Here is a 16,808-nt window from a genome sequence, read left to right as displayed (position 1 = left end):
GATACATGGTCAGGAGCACCGGCCTACCAGGGCCGCGGGTATGGTCCGCAGTCGGCGGCCACACCGGAATCACCCAGGCCAGAACTGGGCCAGGTACTGCTCCAGCCCATGAGGGACACCGACACGGCATGCCCTTGCCGCGGCCGCACGGCCCCGGCAACGGACGCGCACGTTCCATGTCGCCGACGGGTGCGGCAGAACGATGCTCCGCGGGGCGGGCCCGCCCGCCACAGCCCACAGCCGTAGTTCACCGGAGCGGCACTCGATGCGGGCGGTCGCGGACTCGTCCCATTCACCGCAGGGCACTTGAGCGGGACCGCTCCAGATCTCGGCGTCGAAGGACACGGTCTGTGTGTGCCCGGCACTCGTGAGGTCGATACGCCCCGGCTGTTCCGAAAGGAACTGCCCCTGGGCGAAACCCTCGGGGAACATTGCCGGCAGCCAGCCGTCATCGGCGTCCTGGAGGCTGAGGCCGTAGAAGTCGACATCGGCGTCCACGTGCTGAGTCTCCAGGAGCTTCACGCGGCCGACCCTACTGTCCCTCAGTACCGTAGGACACACCGATTACGTTCCCGTCGACCGGCCGGAGGCGGGCACGACTCACACGCCAACCGACAGCCGGCCGACGCCCGGAGACCGGACGGATCCGGGAGCTCCGGTGTCCTCAACGGGGCCGGGGAACCCGAGACCGCTCGGCGGACATCCACGTGACGCACCACCCAGGTCGGTGACGATCCGCCCGCCCGCACGGTCGACAGGGCTGTCGCGGGGCGGGATCATCCGCCGAGCGTGGTGGGAGCGATACCGGACGGCAGCAGGCGCACTGCCACGGCCACGGCCTCCTGCGCTGTGGCGAATTGGCCGCTGTCCTCGCCGATCATGACACTGCTCACCCCGTACGTGCCGTCGGCGTTCGCGCTCAGGCGTGGTCCGACGACGGTCAGAGCCGGGCGGGTGGTGGTCGAGAAGCGCAGTGCCCAGTGGCTGGTGAACGGGTAGAGGGCGCGCAACACCGGCTCGGCGTGTGCCGCTTCGACCAGGGACTGGTGCGTCTGCGCCCAGACGTACTCCAGCTCGGCCGCTTCCTGGCGCAGGCCCTGCCACTCGGACTCCGTCAAGCGCGCGGGATCGTTGTCGGGCACCTCGAACCGGCCGGTCAGGTGGACGAAGGGCGCCGCCCGGCGAATGCCGTCCAGGGACAGCCCGTCGTGCCACGCCCGGGAGGCCCTGGCGATGTCCGCCAGGACGTCCGTCCTGCCGTCGACGAGAGGCATGCGCTGGAACGGCTCCGTGCCCCGGATCGACCACCGCCGTTCGTGCGACCAAGCGCTGATCTCCAGTGGCTCGCGGTGCGGCAAGGTGCTTGCGACGGTCGCGTGGCGGAGGGGATCGCAGGCCGAGGCAGTGACAGGGACGTCGCCGAGGCAGCCCTCCGCCGCTGCCCCGAGGGCCGCGGCCAGGCTGCCGAAGCCGGCGACGTCGGGGTACAGGATCGAGGGATCGGGAGAGGTAGGCACGGCTGCTGATTGTGCCCGAGCCACTGATCCCCGGGACAGGTGGCTGACCCGCCTTCCGAGAGCTGGGGGGCCGGCCGGGGGCAGGACTTCCGACGGCTCAGCGGCTCAACGTCCCGGCGTGTGCGTGCCGAGTGCCTCCAGCATCTGCTGCTGGTGACGGTGGCCGATCGTCTCGTAGCCGATGACGGTGACGAAGGGTGCGAGCATGACGATGAGCAGGCATACCGCGATCGCGATGCCGACTGCGGACAGCAGGACGGCGGTCAGCAGCAGAACAAGAGTGAGAGAGATCAGGAGCAGATGGAATCGGTCTGCCGCGGACAGCAGCAGGGTGTGCAGCAGATAGACCATCAGCAGGTAGAGGCCGACCGGGATGGCCAGGGACAGGACCACGGCGACATCACTGAGCTGGGAGTGGTGCTCCAGTTGGAGCCCCGCCACGTGCAGTCCGGCACCGGCGCCGGCGATTCCGATGAACAGGGGGATGTGCCCGTAGCCGAAGAGGTATCCGCGGCTGCGGCGGTGCACGAGTACGTCACCGAAGGGCGTGGCGAAATACACCCACCACATGCCGAAGGTCAGGCCGACACCGGCGATGACGACGGTCCCGGTCCAGTGCATTCCGTCCGCGCCGCCCAGAAGGCCGCCCGAGGAGGCGACGGTGCCGACGACGCCCTCACCGAGGACGATGATCGCGAACAGACCGTAGCGCTCCGCGACGTGGTGGGGGTGCCAGGGGGTGCCGTCCGCGGTGCCCTGGGTGAGCAGCGGCAGAGCCAGTTCCAGCGCTCCGAGGATGACGAAGGCGGTGAACACGGCCGCCAGTGGGAGATGGGTGAAAGCGACCGCGATCCAGCCGAGTTGGACGATGGCGGTCCAGCGGATGTTGGCCATGCCGACGTCGTGGAAGGCGGGGGAGTCGCGGGCGGCGCGCCACCATTGGAGCAGCATGGCGATGCGCATCACGACGTATCCGATCACCATGACGCGAAGTTCGAGGTGTCCGCCCTCGTCGACGGAGTGGAACATCGCGGGCAGGCCGAGCGAGAACACGACGACGCCGATCATCTGCACCATCGTCAGGAGGCGATAGAGCCAGTCGTCGGTGCCGAAGGCCGAGGCGAACCAGCTGAAGCTGATCCAGGCGACGCTGATCGCGAACATCGCCAGGACGAACGCGGTGACCGCCTGCCCGGGGTGCCCCTCGGCCACCATCTCGGCGAAGTGGTCGGCCGCTGTACCGACCGCGACCACGAAGGTGAGGTCGAACAGGAGCTCCAACGGGGTGGAGGTCCGTCCGTGCTCCTCCGGGTCGCGGCCCGTCATGCGCACCAGACGGTGCAACGGTTTGCCTCTACCGGCGTCACCAGGGTCTGCGGAGTCGCTCATGGACAGCATTATGTTCCGCGATCTCTTGCTGAGCGGTGATCCCCGCCCGGACGGGACCGGACGAGGTGAGCACCGGGCCGGCCGGCGAGCAGCGAACGCCGCACCTCGTCACCCTCGGCAGAGCCCGCTTCACACGCGGCGCACGCGTCGAACGACCCGAGAGAGCCCCACAGCATGCATAGCTGATCCGGCGATAGGGTTCACGGACGAGTAGGTGCGGGAGGGCGCGGTGGGGTACTTCGAGGGCTTCGACGTCGTGGCGTTCTGGGACGACTCGGCGTACGCGCTGGGGGAGTACGTGGAGGAGGCCCCGCCTTCTCGGGAGTTGATCGCGTCGCTGGAGGAGGAGCTCGGCGGATACCGTCTGCCCGGCTCGTACATCGCGCTGATGACCGCGCACAACGGCGGCATTCCGACCCGTGTCCACTTCCCCATGACCGAGCCGACGTCCTGGGCCGAGGACCACGTCGAGATCACCGGTATCCGGGGCATCGGGCGGGCCCGACCGCAATCGCTCGGCGGCGAGTACGGCAGCCTGTTCTGGATCGACATGTGGGAGTACCCCGACATCGGTGTCTACTTCGCCGACACCCCCTCGGCCGGCCACGACATGCTCGCCCTCGACTACCGCGCGTGCGGCAGGCACGGCGAACCGACCGTGGTGCACGTCGACCAGGAGGGCGACTTCGCGATCACCTTGGTCGCAGAGAGCTTCGAGGCGTTCGTCACGGGGCTGGTCGACGGGGCCGTCTACGACACCTCGGAGCAGGACCGGCTCGCCGCCCTGGCCACGGTGCGCGACGGCGTCTTCTCCCCTGCCCTGTCGCGTGCCTTCAGCGAGGTCGCGGACGTTCTGCCCGACGCGGACCGGCGGATGCGGGCGCTCGCGGAGACCGTCGTGCGCGACAAGGGGTTCTTCGCCCTGCACGCCGACACGCGCTCGATGCTCATGTACGACTACCTGTTCTGGCTGTTCACCAGCTTCAACCAGGTCGATTCCTTCGAGCGGTACGTCAGCGCGCCTCCGGAGCACGAGCGCTCCTACGCTCTGCCGGACTACGAGCTCATGATCGCCTTCGACCTCGTGTCCCAGCCGTACGGCTTCCGCACGGGCGGATACGCCCCCGGCTTCCTCGAAGAGTGGTGGAAGTCCCGTATCGCCTCGGGCCACATCGTCGAGACCGCCGACGGCTTCCGGTTGACCGACGCCGCCATCGCCGCGCTGCTCGATGCACTCGCCACCGTGGCTGGGGCGGGCGGATAGCCGTATGCGCCAGGGCGACGGCGTACCCAGCAGGGGCCCGGCTCCCAGCCGCAGCCTTCCGGGTCGCTGCCGGGTCGGCGGCGGCCGACCGGGTCGTCGTCCGTCGCCACGCCCCGTCCAGCGCGACCGCGTCCGCCGTTGACTCCGGCGGGCAGTACTCCGAATACATCCAGTATGCGGACGTCCGTCCGCCTTGCGATGCGCCGCATCTGACGCCGTGCGCTGAGTTACCAGGGATTACGGGACAGCCCTCAGTGCACGGAGAGCCGGGACCCGGCAGGTCCGGTCGTCAGCCCGTACGACTCCACGAGGTCAATTTGAATATCTGCGTGCGATTGTCTGGGCGGACACACGGCGGATATGCCGCCGGGTTCCAGACCGTCATGGTCGAGTCATCTGCACTTCGGACACTTCGAGCAATCCGTCGAGTTCGACCTTTCCCCTGGTCTGGTCCGGACTCACCACGAGGCCGTCCCGGCGCACAATGTCCAGGAGTCGTTCAGCCAGGGGCAGGACCATATGCCGGCCCCAGCATCGTTCGCTTGCGTGGCCGAAGGGGAGATAACCGGGATGTGTGTCCCCGTCCAGCTCGTCCCAGCGGTCGGGGAGAAATGTGTCGGGCTCGTCCCAGAGCTTGGGGTTGCGATGGCTCAGCAGAGGAAGCAGCAGGACATCGTCTTTCGGGCCGATCCGTGCGTCCACGTCCGAGAATTCCGGCGAAGCCATTCGCAAGATGTTCCACGAAGGGGGAAGCAGCCGGAGTGCCTCAAGGATGATGTTCCGATTCGATACGTCGTCACTGAACGGAGCCCCCAGCCACAGGGCGTTGGTGACGAGCGCGGATACGGTGAAGCACACCGGTGCGGCCACTCGCCGGTACAGGTACATGGCATAGCGCCGGTCACTGTAGGTCTTGGAATCGAGTACGAGAGCGGCAAGCTTTGACAGCGGCACGTCCTGTCCGGGCCTGCCCAGCAAAGCGGCACCGGAGGCGACGGCCGACCAGGTCAGTTTCGGCGTCAACTCCAGTCGGCGGTCGACCAGAATCCGGAATCGCAGACGTTCGTTTCCGAATACGAGATCCCTCAGGTACACATGGGCCACATGCGGCCACCGGCCGGTCAGGTCGACCGCTTCGTCGAGGGGACGTTGCAACGCGTTTCGCACATCCGAGCCCACCGCTTGCATAAAGGTGGCCGCATCGGCGCGTCCGACGAGCCGCCCCTGGACGGGTTTGAAGGTAGGCCTTTCCTCCGCATTGGCCGGCCTGCTTCGGAGCAAGCCGTCCATCAGATCGGCGCCGGATATACCGATCGTGTCGGGCTCCAAACGGAACAGCGACGCATCGCGATAACGAGTGAGCAGCTCGTCGATTCTCGGCGCAAACTCGATGACACGACCGCTCCCGCCAACGCGGTGCATAGGCATGGGTGAACTCCGTGGGTAGGTAGCTCGCGCCGACCAGAATTCCTGACCGGCGCGAGCCCGGCAGGGAAACTACCTGATTAAATCCAGCCGTACCAGGCGTACGCCTTGAGGCTCTTTTCCGGGCGGAACTTATTGATGATGCGAACGAGCTTCATGAGCACCTCCATTTTAGTGGTGAACGAGCTACCTATTCGGCGGCAGAAGATGTCGAGACCGGCAAGAATTCCCGGCTTCATTTCAACTGCCGTGGGAAGTAAAGACCTGTTCGATGTACGTGTCAAGTGACTCACGTCACTTCCTGAATTGACTCATTCACGTTTCGAATTCATAGATATTTGTATCTCGGCAAATCACTCCTAATTTATCCATTGGTACCCAATGTGGACACCCGTGCGGAGTGGATGGCAGCGAATGGGGTGGTTTGGTCATGCGCACATGACATAGGCAAGTTCTGGAGAACAGCCCCGACGAAGCCTCCGGTCCCCGCTCCGCCGAGGCCGGCCCCTCAACATCGCCCCCTCCTGAGGACCTCATCCGGTGCGTCCGACGCGGGCTGTGCCGCATCGCCGGCTCAGCCGTACACCCACAGTCACCGCACTTCAGTCGTGTGATCAGGGCGGCACCGGCTGTCAGGTGACGTCAGTCGTTCGGTGGCTGAGCGGTGTAGTCGGCCACATCGAACACGCCTGTTGGTGAACGCGCGTGGCTGCCACTATCCGGGGGTGACACCGAGGTCGAGGCCGGTCAGATCACAGCTGGCGTCCCACAACCGCGACGCGACGGAGGTGTCGGCGAGGTGGTTCCACAGCGGTTCGCGTCGGGGCTCGCCGCGCAGGCCGAAGACGCGTGGGCCCCACAGCCGGCCTCCCCGCACATCCGGGTCGAGCACCGCTCGGACGGCGGGCCGGGCCCCGGCGTGCTTGCCCTGGAGAAGGAGGGCCGCGGGTGCCGCGCTCAGACGCGCGCCGGTGGTGCGCACATGGACCGGCGGTCGTGACGGGGTGAGGGAATCCAGGGCGCCGCCGGGATGTACCACCACGCTCGCCACCGTGCTGCCGACGGCGCGCAGTCGACGTTCGAGTTCGACGCCGAAGTACATCTGCGCCAACTTGGAGCGTCCGTAGGCGCGCTTGGGCCGGTAGTCCTCTTCGGACTGAAGGTCGTCCAGGTCGATCCGCTCGGACTTCGCCGCGAAGCTGCCCATGGTCACCATGCGGGCCGCCGGCGCAGCCGACAGCAGCGGCATGAGCCACCGGGTCAGGACGAAGTGCCCCAGGTGATTCGTGCCGAACATGAGCTCGTGACCGTCGCCGGTCTCCCGTCGTGGCGGGACATCGAGCGCGACACCGGCGTTGTGGACCACAGCGTCGAGACATTCCACCCCCAGCGATTCCACCGCTGTTTCGAGCGATGAGAGGTCGGCGAGGTCCAGCCGTACGGCCCGCACCCGTGCGCCAGGGACACGTGCACGGATCGAGGCCATGGCGGCCTCGGCCTTGGCGGGGTTCCGGCTGCCGAGTACGACGGTGGCTCCGGTTGCCGACAACTGCTCCGCGACGAAGTACCCGATGCCGGCGTTACCGCCGGTGACCAGGAAGACGCTGTCATCGGCACGCGGCAGCCGTCGGACATCCCAGGGTGGGGTGGAGGGCGTGGGCGACATGGCGAGGGGGCTCCTGTGCTGGTGAAGGGGGCTGGGACTGCCTGTCGGGCAACCGGCACCGATGGTTTCAGCGGCCACCGACACATCGCCTACGGATCGCCGACAGGCCTTCGCCGTCGCCTCCCGTACCTGTCCTCCCGGATCCGGAGGCATCAGTTCGGGTCCACCCCGCCCGGCCGGATCCCGGCCGCCCGGGTGGAGCTGCGACGTCTGCCGTCCGGACACGGGCCCGGTGGCGGTACAGAGAGCGAGGCAAGCTCCCGCCGCAGGTGCCCAACGATGAATCGCCAGGTCCTGGAAAGCCTTCATCACGCTGCCTGGCGCCTGGCCCTATGGCGCGCACGACACCTTCGGCGAAATTCGTTTGGCGTTGGACGACGGCTCGCGTAGGGTGCCCCGGTCATCGAGGGGGAAGGCGGGCCGCGGGCGTGGCACCGAAGAGAGTGACGCGGGATCAGTTGGCGGGTGCGGCGCGGGCAGCGCTGGGCGGCGGGCGACAGCTGGAGGCGGTGGAGCGGCTCGCGGGCGGCACCACGAAGGGTGTGTACCGGCTGACGATGGACGACGCCAGGACGGCGATCGCCTATCTGTGGGAGGACTCGGAGAACTACTGGCCGACCACCGAGCACGACGGCGACCTCGCCGATCCCTTCTCGCCCGGTACCGGGCTCGATCTGTTCGAGGCCGCGCACGCGCGCCTGGAGGCGCTGGGCCTTCGGGTCCTTGAGATCCACCTGGCCGACCGCGACCGTACCCACTACCCGGCCGAACTCGCGATCGTCGAGGACGTGCCCGGAGAGGACCTGATGGGCCTGCGCAACCGCGACCCGCGTGCTGCGGAGCCGACCATGACGCGCCTCGCCGAGACCCTGGCGACGATGCGCGGTCACCGGGCCCAGTCCTTCGGCAAGGTGGCCCTGATCGACGCGGGCGGCACGTCACGCGCGGCCTCGTGCGAGCAGGCGGCACTGGCCTTCGCGCTGCGCTGCCTCGCCGAGGCGACCGCGCGCGACCACCGGATCGCCGATGCCCGCGATCAGTTGGAGGAGCGGCTGCGTCAGCTGACCGCAGCGGTGCGGCCGCGCGTCGAGTACTGCGTCGTCCACGGAGAGCTGGGCCTGGACCACGTCAGGGTCGACCGGGACGGCCATCCCGTCGTGATCGACATCGAGAACCTGCTGTACTTCGACGTCGAATGGGAGCACGTGTTCCTACGCCTCCGCCATTCCGACAGCCAGTACCGGCAGCTGGCGGTGGACGGTCTCGACGGGGACCGCCTCGCACTCTACGAACTCACCCAGCATCTGTCGCTGACAGCCGGCCCGCTGCGCCTGCTCGACGGGGACTTCCCCGACCGGGAGTTCATGCGGGGGATCGCCGAGCATCACCTGAACGAGGCGCTGGCGCTGATACCGGCGGGCTGATGGCCGCGGCCTGCTTCTTCATGCCGGTCAGCCACTCCACCGGCGTCACCCGGAGCAGGTGGAAGCGGCGGACCCGCTTGCGTATCAGGGCATCTACGGCCTTGCCGCGCTGACCAGGGAGACGACGCCTGAGGGTTCGTCCTGGGTTCCGGGGTGCTGTGGTGCGGTGTGGTACCGAACTTCTTGACCGCCCGGAAGCCGCGCTCGTCAGCCGGACCGTCTGAACTGCCGCGTACCCAGGAACGACCACGGACCACGCGTACGCGGCGCAGTCACTCGTACGGTGTCCGACGCCCATGGGGACGTGGGCGACCGCCCTCCGGTGCGGAGGAAGGGCTCACCTTGTGCGGCGGTGCTGCTGGGGGGTGTGTGCCATGGTCCGGTCCCGCGGAGCGCGGCGAGCACCGTCTCCCCGGCCTCATTCCTCGGCTCCCACACCATCCCTTCGTCATCGGGGATCGGGGGTGCCGACGTGTTCCGCCGCCCGCTGGGCCAGCGAGGCCGCGAGCGTCACCCCGGGGTGTGCGGCGAGTGCGACGACTCCCGGAGCATTCGCCAGCGGTGCGCAGAGTATGCCGTTGCCGGTCGGGATCGGGCGGATGCCTACGGTGACGGTCCTCAGGGCCGGCTCCCGCGGCAGCCCGAACGCCTCCCGCACGGCACTCAGGGACTCGTGCACCCGCGCCCGCGTCGCTGTCTCCGATTCGCCCGGGACCACGTCCTCGGCACCCACGAAGCCGTGCCGGGCGGACGGCCGGATCTCGAAGTCCGGCGTGGACACCACTCGGTCCAGACGCAGTTCCGGTGCGGAGAAGGTGAAGCGCGCGGCCGGTACACCGGGCACTTCGATGTGCTCGCCGACCTGCTCCGCGAGGGCGGGCAGGCCCGTCCCGCAGGCGAGAACGATCCGGTCGACCGTGAGTGCCGCTCCGGTGCCCTCCAGCTCGTAGCCGCCTGCCCGCCGCGCCCGGATGCGATCCACCCGAGTGGCGACGACGGTGGCTCCGCCCGCCCGCGCGCGGGCGAGGAACGCGTGGCGCAGGTCGTCCGGCTCGACCATGCCCTCGTCGCCCGCGTGCGCGACGACCGGCGGCGGAACCCGCAGGCCGGGAAGGATCTGACGCAGGGCCCCCGCCTCGACGGTCGCGACGCCGGGGCCTGATCGCTCGGCGAACCGAGCCGTCGCGGTTGTGGTCGATGCCCAGCTCACGGCGCCGTTCCAGGTGATGATGCCACGCAACGGCGGCCTCGCCGTGACGCTGCGCAGCACGCCGAGCGACCGGGCGAGCTCGTCCCGGTCGCGCGTGCCCGACGGCGGCTCCGCCGCCGACCCGTGCGCGTTGAGCCAGCCGAACGCCACATCCGTCACCGGTGGCCGCGACTCCTCCGCCGTGCAGACCACGACGGACAGGCCGCGGCGCACCAGTTCGTCAGCTACGGCCGCTCCCAGGATGCCCGAGCCGATCACGGCTACGCGCATCACGCTTTCCTGAACCATTCGCCCACCTTCATTCCCTCGGCGATCCCCGCCGGCGCACGATCGTCATGGGTGACGGCGGCGCGGTCGGCCGCCCGTGAGGATTCCCCCTGACGTCCCACGGCCCGCAGCTCCCTGTTCAGGACAGTCTCGCAGCAGCACTCAGTCCGTGCCGAAGACGTTCGTTGCCGATCCGGCTGATCGACCGAAGGTGCCGGCATCTCCACCTGGTCGGCATCTTGTGCGTCGATCGGCCTGAGCACCCGGCTGCTCGGCGTGGCGCCGCCGAAGTCGCGCGAACGCGCGCGGGCGTTGCGGAAGCCGCCGATGTCCCCGCATGCGGCGCAGGAGCAGCCACGAGGCGGACACCGCCCACGGCCGTCCCGCCGCATACGCCTCGTCCGGCAGGACACCACCCACAGCCCGGCCTCGTAGCCGGTGGTCACGGTGAGCCCCATCCGATCGGCGTCACCCGGCGGCAGCTCCGCGAGCATGAACTCGACAGTCTCCTGCGGCCGCTGGGCCGGGAGCCGGAAGGCGGCTCCGCGTGCGATCTCCTCCGGATGTTCACTGAGCAGGATCCACTTCATCGCCAGGATGCTGTCGGGATTGTCCCCACCTGGTTTCCGCAGTCTTGTTCCTCCCCGGCCGCGCAGGCGGTGGCGCGGGAGCACTCCGCAGGGACTGAGAGGCGAGTTCATGTCACCACAGGGGGTTGTATGAGCACGGACAGCCGGATAGGACTGTTCGCGTGACTGATCAACGCAGCTTCGCCCGGACCGTCATCGCGTTCTCCCTGGCCGTGATCGCCTGTTGTGCGCTCACTTTCACCATCATGCTGCTGGCCGGGAGTCCCGCCGTGCAGCCGCAGCGTGTCCTGGATCAGGACGCGCTGTCGCGGGCCGTGCTCAACAACGTCAGCTCCACCGACTTCGCCAAGCCCCCGACCATCGATGATGTCAGCTGCCCCGCTTCCATCCCCGTCGAGGCGGGCCGAGGGTTCGAGTGCAAGGTCGACGGCGTCGGCGACGGCAGCAAGAGCGGCCATGCCTGGGTCAAGGTGAAGATCAAGGACGATCAGGGCGGCCTGTCACTGGGCTGAGGAGCGGCAGAGGGAGCGGAACCGCCACCAGACGCGTTGGTCGTCCACTCCACGCCAGTTGTTGCTGCCGGAGCTGCTCAGGGAGTCGGCACCGGCAGCAGGGCAGGGGAAATAATCAGGTGTCACTCTCCCCACCAGCCCCATACGCTGCTGGGCGAACAGGACATTCCCTCGGAGGAGCCCACCGCTTGCAGGCCGCAGTCACCGTCACCCCCACCCAGATCCCGGACCTTCTCCTGGGTCTCGCCACGGTCCGCCCGGTATTCCTCTGGGGCGCTCCCGGCATCGGGAAGTCCTCCCTGGTACGGAAGTTCGCCGACTCCCTGGGCCTGGAGTGCGTAAGCCTGCTGGGCACTCAGCTCGCCCCTGAAGACCTGATGGGTGTGCCGCAGATCCGCGACGGCCGCTCCGTGTTCTGCCCGCCGGAGGCGATCGCCCGCGACGAGCCGTACTGCCTCTTCCTGGACGAGCTGAACGCCGCGACCCCGGATGTGCAGAAGGCGTTCTACTCGCTCATCCTCGACCGCCGGATCGGCACCTACGAACTCCCGGCAGGCTCGATCGTGATCGGCGCAGGCAACCGCGCCACCGACAACGCCCTGGCACGCCCCATCGCCTCCGCACTCGTCAACCGCCTCACCCACGTCCACCTGCGTGCCTCCGCCACCGACTGGCTGGTGTGGGCGGGCGAGAACGGCATCCACCCCTGGGTGGTGGACTACCTCTCTGACCGGCCCGACCACCTGTGGTCGCAGCCGCCCAAGACCGAGGAACCGTTCTCCACGCCCCGCTCCTGGCACATGCTCTCCGACGCGCTGCACTCCTTCGGGGCGTCACTGGAGGAGGAGACACTGAAGATCGTGGCCCACGGGACGCTGACCCCCGCCCACGCCGTCTCCTTCTGCGGGTACGCCAAGATCGTGCGGCACACCTACGGCATCGAGGCGATCATCAAGGGAGACGCCTCCTGGCCCCGCCGCATCGAGGACCGCGACCTGCTCTACTACCTCGCCGAGGCGTTCCGGGGGCGGCTCGTCAAGGAGCTCCCGGCCCGGCGCGAGCACGCCTCGGCTGCCGTGCGCGAGACCTCCTACCGCGCCAAGTCGCTGCTCGTCCAGCTCGCCGAGATCTCCGTCGAGGTCGCCCAGACCGTCATCGCCGAGGATGCCGACGGCAACCCGGTGCTGCCCGCCTGGTTCCTGGTGGAGGCCGCCCGCGATATGCCGCGCCTGGTCGAGGCCCGGCGTTGAGCCGGTCCCGCAAGCAGGGTGCCGACCGCCCCGACCCGGCCGCCGAGGCCTTCGCCGCCGGCGCCGACCTGGTGCGCCGCAACCCCGCCCTCGCAGCCGTCGACGCCGACTTCGTCCGCACCAAAGGCAACGCCGACGCCCCTGGCCAGGGCCTCGTCCGGGCAGATTCCAACGGGCGGGTGAACGTCCACCCCACCCGCCGTGCCGAACCCGGCGAGTGGGCATGGGCGCTCGCCCATGCCCTCCTCCACCTCGGCTTCGGCCACCTCCCCGCCTCCAAGGAGCCCCGCGAACAGCCCGACCGCTTCGATCTCGCCGCCCGCTGCACCGTCGTCAACCGCTTCCTCGCCACCTTCCCCATCGGCACCGCTCCCGACCACCTCCCCGAGAGTTACCCCGACGGCGACGAGGAGCAGCTCGCCGCCCGCTGGCGCAGGACCGGCGTCCCGGCCGCCTACGAGCGGTGCGGCACCGCGGACGGCGAACCCGACCAACTGCTGGTCCAGTGGCCGCACTGGGACACCGTCCTGCCCGACCGGCAGCTCGCCTTCGCGTACGCCCTGACCCGTACGGTCTCCGCGGCGATGGACGTCGCTGGCGGCCGCCGGGACCGGCTCACCGGTGAGCGCGTCGCCCAGCGTCCCTGGGACCGTGCCCTCAACTGGTTCGTCTCGTCCTACCCGCTGCTCGGCGGCCTCGCGGCCGGTCTGACCGTCGTCGCCGACGCCGAACTCGCCCGCGTCCACGACATTTCCGTGGCCGCCGTGGACGCCACCGCCGGCGAGATCTACATCAACCCGCTCAAGCGGTTCACGGACGAGGAGTGGCAGTTCATCCTCGCCCACGAGATGCTGCACGCCGCCTTGCGCCACGGCGGGCGCCGCGGTGCCCGCGACCACTATTTCTTCAACGTCGCCGCCGACTACGTCATCAACGGCTGGCTGGTCGAGATGTGCGTCGGTGCGATGCCCGAAGGGCTGCTGTACGACGCCGAGTTGAAGGGACTGTCGGCCGAGGAGGTGTACGACCGGATCGCCACCGGGCTGCGGCGCGGGCGACGCCTTGCGACTCTGCGCGGGAAGGGCGCCGGCGACATCCTGGGCGAACCGCTGCCCGGCCGGACCGCCGACCCCGTCGACCTCGACGAGTTCTACCGGCGCGCCCTCGTCCAGGGCCACCAGCTGCACACCGACCGACAGCGCGGCCTGCTACCGGCCGGACTGGTCCAGGAGATTCGTGCACTAGCCCACCCGCCCGTCCCCTGGGACGCCCAACTGGCGCGTTGGTTCGACGAGTTCGTTCCCCGGCCCGAGCCGGTACGCAGCTACTCCCGGCCCGCCCGGCGCCAGGCCTCGACCCCCGACATCCCGCGCGCGGGCCGGCACTTCCCGCCCGAGGAGGTCGCTCGCTGCACCTTCGGCGTCGTCCTGGACACCTCGGGCTCGATGTCCGGCCCGCTGCTCGCCAAGGCACTGGGCGCGATCGCCTCCTACGCCGAGGCCCGCGACGTGCCGGCCGCCCGCGTGGTGTTCTGCGACGCCGCCGCCTACGACGCCGGGTATCTGGCGCCGACGGAGATCGCCGGGCGCGTACGGGTCAGGGGGCGCGGCGGCACGGTCCTGCAACCCGGCATCGACCTGCTGCAGCGGGCCGACGACTTCCCGCCGACGGCCCCCGTCCTGGTGATCACCGACGGCTGGTGCGACGTGCTGCGGGTGCGCCGCGAGCACGCCTATCTGATCCCCGAGGGCGCGGGGCTTCCGTTCACCCCGCGCGGACCGGTCTTCCGGGTGCGCTGAGCGGCAGGGCCGCGTACGGCAAGGCCTCCTCGAACTCGCCTGGTCCGGCACCGTGGCGTCCACCACGCCATGCTCGGCATCGCCGGCCCGCACCATCTCGCCCTCGCCGGGACAGGCGGGTGGCCGGCAAGGAACAGACGCGTCGGACCGGCCCTCGGAGCTTCCACGGGACAGCCCTCAGTCGTGGAAGGCGGTAGTCGACTCGACTGGAGCCCGCCCGGTTCTCACTCGATTCACCGGTGCGGACTCGTCGGCGTAGCCGAAGGAGATGCCGACGAGCAGCTTTCCTCCGGTGACACCGAGTTCAGTGCGGACGGTATCGGCGTAGAAGCTCAACAGCCCCTGTGGGCAGCTGTCCACGCCGTACGCGGTCATCGCCAGGAGCAGTGTCTGCATGTAGGCGCCGGCATCCGCGGCCAGCCGCGCCTCTCCATCACCGTGGACGAAGAGGAACGCCGCGTGCGGCGCGCCGTAGAAGCGCAGGCTCTCCAGGTCGTAGGCGGCACGTGACGCGTGATCGTCGGGGCCGATGCCCAGCGCCCCGTACAGTTCGGCGCCGAACGCCGCCCGACGTGTCTTGTGCATCTGTGCGTACATCTCCTCGGAATACGGGAAGTCCACCGAGGTGCGCCTCTCTGCGTGGGCCTTCCGCAAGGCGTCGGTCAGGCGCTGACGTGCCGCGCCGCTCGCCACCTCCAGCTGCCACGGCTGGGCGTTGGAGTTGGACGGCGCGGTGCCGGCCAGCGAGAGGATCCTGCGCATCGTGTCCTCGGGTACGGCCTCCGGACGGAACGCGCGGGTCGCGTGGCGGCCGCGTATCAGCTTCTCCGCGGAGCCGCTCAGCTCAGTGGGGACGACCTTGCTCATGTGACTCCTTGGTGACGGAGAGCCTAGGTAAACGGAATCGTTTACATCGAGGCGTCACCATAGCGCGACTTCCCGGACGAAGTAAACGAGTGCGTATACTTCATTCATGGATACGACCGTGAGCGCGACGGCCGCGACATCCCAGCGGCGGGGGCGTGGAGGGCGGGAGCGCATTCTGGCTGCCGCCGCCCTGCTGTTCGCGTCCCAGGGCATCAATGCGACCGGCATGGAACAGATCGCGAAGGAAGCGCCGGTGTCCAAGCGGACGCTCTACGCGCACTTTCGCACCAAGGACGATCTGGTCATCGCCCACCTGCAGGGCCTCGTACTCTCGGGGGCCACGCTGGAGAGCGTGCTGACCCGCGAGGACGTCCCACCACGTGACCGGATCCGCAAGCTGTTCGACCAGTCGGTGCCGGACGCGGCTCCGGTGCGCGGGTGTCCGTTCATCGATGCCGCGGCGGAGTTCCCCGACCCGGAGAGCATGGTGCACTCCTACGCGCGGGAGCAGAAGCTGCGCATGGTGGAACTGATCGTCGCCTTGGTGGCGGAGCTGGGCTGCCGCGACCCCCTCTCACTTGCCCAGCAATTGGCCACTCTCGCGGACGGGGCGGCCAGCCGCGCCATGGTGCTGGACGAGGCGGACTACGGCCGACACGCGTGGGCGGCGGCGGAAGTCCTCCTCGATCAGGCTCTACCGCGAACGGGCTGACACGGCAGAAGCCTGCGGGGGCTTGCCCACAGGGCCCGTGGTGCGCGCAGGTGATCCGGCGAAACGGCCCAACTGCCAGGCGGAAGTGGCTGTGTTCCAGGTGGAGCCGGAGGAGTGTGGCTCTGATAGCCGCTCCGATGTGCGTCCCGCACCTTCTGCACGTCGGTGAGCCCGCAGCCCTTGGGCCCTGATTGCACGTCATGGAGCTGTAGCCTGCGCGGATGGTCACTACGCATGGGGTGAAACTCGGCGCCAAGGCCGCACGTCTGCTGGCCCGGCTCGGGGGCACCGGGATCCGCTCAGGGCTGACGGAGCAGGAACTGACCGGCATCGAAGCGCGGTTCGGGTTCGCGTTCGCCGATGACCACCGTGCATTTCTCGCTGTGGGCTTGCCCACGGGAGGGGGATGGCCCGACTGGCGCCACGGCGGAGCGGCCCAGCTCCGTTCCTGGCTCGACAGGCCGGTCGAGGACGTAATCTTCGCGGTGGTGGAGGCGGACTTCTGGCATCCGAGCTGGGGCACGCGCCCTGCCCGGCGGACAGACGCCGTGGCACGCGCGAGGGCGCACTTGGCATCAGTTCCGCAGTTGGTTCCGGTCTACTCCCACCGCTACCTGCCCGCGGGCCGGGCAACATTCGCTCACCCGGTGTTGTCGATCCGCGGCGCTGACATCATCTCCTACGGATACGACCTCATCGACTACGTGCGTGGGGAGTTCGGCGGCCCGCAGGACAGGAACGACGAGGAGCGGCAGGTCGTCGATGCCACAGCAGCCTTCTGGGCCGACTACCTGTCCTGGTCGAACCAAGAAGGGCAGGAGGACTACGCACGCTCGGATGGGCCATGAGTACGGCACAGTAGCGGCCCGCAGAGGCTGTCCTCCCGACAACATACGGCTCCGCTCCGGGAGATGAG

The 16,808-nt window shown here is 69.0% G+C and carries 16 protein-coding genes; 7 read left to right on the top strand and 9 right to left on the bottom strand.

All coding sequences use genetic code 11. The features are described from left to right. Positions 1 to 69 precede the first annotated feature (69 nt). From OG251_RS01650 to OG251_RS01640, 3 genes are all read right to left on the bottom strand, one after another. Positions 70 to 522 (bottom strand): hypothetical protein, encoded by a 453-nt coding sequence (locus OG251_RS01650; RefSeq protein ID WP_326675188.1) that lies wholly within the window; start codon positions 520 to 522, stop codon positions 70 to 72. 254 nt (positions 523 to 776) lie between these two features. Further along, positions 777 to 1,517, bottom strand: a complete 741-nt coding sequence (locus OG251_RS01645; RefSeq protein WP_326675186.1) for a DUF6193 family natural product biosynthesis protein — start codon at positions 1,515 to 1,517, stop codon at positions 777 to 779. A 105-nt stretch (positions 1,518 to 1,622) separates the two neighbouring features. Further along, positions 1,623 to 2,906, bottom strand: a complete 1,284-nt coding sequence (locus OG251_RS01640; RefSeq protein ID WP_326675184.1) for a low temperature requirement protein A — start codon at positions 2,904 to 2,906, stop codon at positions 1,623 to 1,625. A gap of 229 nt (positions 2,907 to 3,135) precedes the next feature. On the opposite strand from OG251_RS01640, the gene OG251_RS01635 reads away from it, so the two are divergent. Continuing rightward, complete coding sequence (locus OG251_RS01635) at positions 3,136 to 4,170, top strand: SMI1/KNR4 family protein (RefSeq protein ID WP_326675183.1); 1,035 nt, start codon at positions 3,136 to 3,138, stop codon at positions 4,168 to 4,170. A 381-nt stretch (positions 4,171 to 4,551) separates the two neighbouring features. Here OG251_RS01635 and OG251_RS01630 read toward each other — a convergent pair whose 3' ends face one another. The 3 genes from OG251_RS01630 to OG251_RS01625 all read right to left on the bottom strand — a co-directional run bounded on the left by OG251_RS01630 (position 4,552) and on the right by OG251_RS01625 (position 7,261). After that, complete coding sequence (locus OG251_RS01630) at positions 4,552 to 5,598, bottom strand: cytochrome P450 (RefSeq protein ID WP_326675182.1); 1,047 nt, start codon at positions 5,596 to 5,598, stop codon at positions 4,552 to 4,554. A 77-nt stretch (positions 5,599 to 5,675) separates the two neighbouring features. After that, positions 5,676 to 5,753: a tryptorubin family RiPP precursor gene (locus tag OG251_RS44925; RefSeq protein ID WP_365196473.1), complete on the bottom strand. Its 78-nt coding sequence runs from the start codon at positions 5,751 to 5,753 to the stop codon at positions 5,676 to 5,678. Between the two features lie 557 nt (positions 5,754 to 6,310). Further along, positions 6,311 to 7,261, bottom strand: coding sequence for an SDR family NAD(P)-dependent oxidoreductase (locus OG251_RS01625; RefSeq protein WP_326675181.1), 951 nt, complete (start codon positions 7,259 to 7,261; stop codon positions 6,311 to 6,313). A gap of 443 nt (positions 7,262 to 7,704) precedes the next feature. Between OG251_RS01625 and OG251_RS01620 the strand changes: the two genes are divergently transcribed. Then, a complete protein-coding gene (locus OG251_RS01620) occupies positions 7,705 to 8,685 on the top strand; it encodes a phosphotransferase family protein (protein ID WP_326681117.1) in 981 nt (326 codons plus the stop codon). Positions 8,686 to 9,133: 448 nt separating this feature from the next. Here the strand turns inward: OG251_RS01620 and OG251_RS01615 are convergent, their stop codons facing one another. Further along, complete coding sequence (locus tag OG251_RS01615; RefSeq protein WP_326675180.1) at positions 9,134 to 10,183, bottom strand: NAD(P)/FAD-dependent oxidoreductase; 1,050 nt, start codon at positions 10,181 to 10,183, stop codon at positions 9,134 to 9,136. Next, positions 10,165 to 10,656, bottom strand: coding sequence for a hypothetical protein (locus tag OG251_RS01610; RefSeq protein ID WP_326675178.1), 492 nt, complete (start codon positions 10,654 to 10,656; stop codon positions 10,165 to 10,167). Before OG251_RS01610 ends, OG251_RS01615 begins: the two co-directional genes overlap by 19 nt. A 257-nt stretch (positions 10,657 to 10,913) precedes the next feature. Between OG251_RS01610 and OG251_RS01605 the strand changes: the two genes are divergently transcribed. From OG251_RS01605 to OG251_RS01595, 3 genes are all read left to right on the top strand, one after another. Beyond that, on the top strand, positions 10,914 to 11,264 hold the full coding sequence (locus tag OG251_RS01605; protein WP_326675176.1) for a DUF4333 domain-containing protein: 351 nt from the start codon (positions 10,914 to 10,916) through the stop codon (positions 11,262 to 11,264). Positions 11,265 to 11,452: 188 nt separating this feature from the next. Continuing rightward, positions 11,453 to 12,514 (top strand): ATP-binding protein, encoded by a 1,062-nt coding sequence (locus tag OG251_RS01600; RefSeq protein WP_326675174.1) that lies wholly within the window; start codon positions 11,453 to 11,455, stop codon positions 12,512 to 12,514. Next, complete coding sequence (locus OG251_RS01595) at positions 12,511 to 14,313, top strand: vWA domain-containing protein (RefSeq protein WP_326675173.1); 1,803 nt, start codon at positions 12,511 to 12,513, stop codon at positions 14,311 to 14,313. Before OG251_RS01600 ends, OG251_RS01595 begins: the two co-directional genes overlap by 4 nt. Positions 14,314 to 14,490: 177 nt before the next feature. Here the strand turns inward: OG251_RS01595 and OG251_RS01590 are convergent, their stop codons facing one another. Then, positions 14,491 to 15,180 (bottom strand): nitroreductase, encoded by a 690-nt coding sequence (locus tag OG251_RS01590; protein ID WP_326675172.1) that lies wholly within the window; start codon positions 15,178 to 15,180, stop codon positions 14,491 to 14,493. A gap of 106 nt (positions 15,181 to 15,286) precedes the next feature. On the opposite strand from OG251_RS01590, the gene OG251_RS01585 reads away from it, so the two are divergent. After that, positions 15,287 to 15,892: a TetR/AcrR family transcriptional regulator gene (locus tag OG251_RS01585; protein WP_326675170.1), complete on the top strand. Its 606-nt coding sequence runs from the start codon at positions 15,287 to 15,289 to the stop codon at positions 15,890 to 15,892. Between the two features lie 221 nt (positions 15,893 to 16,113). Then, entirely contained in the window at positions 16,114 to 16,740 is a 627-nt protein-coding gene (locus OG251_RS01580) for a hypothetical protein (protein ID WP_326675169.1), read from the top strand. Positions 16,741 to 16,808 lie beyond the last annotated feature (68 nt).

This window comes from Streptomyces sp. NBC_01237, from assembly GCF_035917275.1.
In the GTDB taxonomy this organism is placed as follows: domain Bacteria; phylum Actinomycetota; class Actinomycetes; order Streptomycetales; family Streptomycetaceae; genus Streptomyces.
Note: the sequence above shows the minus strand (reverse complement) of the source record. Positions and strands in the feature narration are given on the sequence as shown.

What these genes read in the sequence shown, in the direction of transcription:
- OG251_RS01640 (WP_326675184.1), bottom strand. Translation starts at nt 2,906, where the DNA reads ATGAGCGACTCCGCAGACCCTGGTGACGCCGGTAGAGGCAAACCGTTG.
- OG251_RS01630 (WP_326675182.1), bottom strand. Translation starts at nt 5,598, where the DNA reads ATGCCTATGCACCGCGTTGGCGGGAGCGGTCGTGTCATCGAGTTTGCG.
- OG251_RS44925 (WP_365196473.1), bottom strand. Translation starts at nt 5,753, where the DNA reads ATGAAGCTCGTTCGCATCATCAATAAGTTCCGCCCGGAAAAGAGCCTC.
- OG251_RS01625 (WP_326675181.1), bottom strand. Translation starts at nt 7,261, where the DNA reads ATGTCGCCCACGCCCTCCACCCCACCCTGGGATGTCCGACGGCTGCCG.
- OG251_RS01615 (WP_326675180.1), bottom strand. Translation starts at nt 10,183, where the DNA reads ATGGTTCAGGAAAGCGTGATGCGCGTAGCCGTGATCGGCTCGGGCATC.
- OG251_RS01610 (WP_326675178.1), bottom strand. Translation starts at nt 10,656, where the DNA reads ATGCTCGCGGAGCTGCCGCCGGGTGACGCCGATCGGATGGGGCTCACC.
- OG251_RS01590 (WP_326675172.1), bottom strand. Translation starts at nt 15,180, where the DNA reads ATGAGCAAGGTCGTCCCCACTGAGCTGAGCGGCTCCGCGGAGAAGCTG.
- OG251_RS01585 (WP_326675170.1), top strand. Translation starts at nt 15,287, where the DNA reads ATGGATACGACCGTGAGCGCGACGGCCGCGACATCCCAGCGGCGGGGG.
- OG251_RS01580 (WP_326675169.1), top strand. Translation starts at nt 16,114, where the DNA reads ATGGTCACTACGCATGGGGTGAAACTCGGCGCCAAGGCCGCACGTCTG.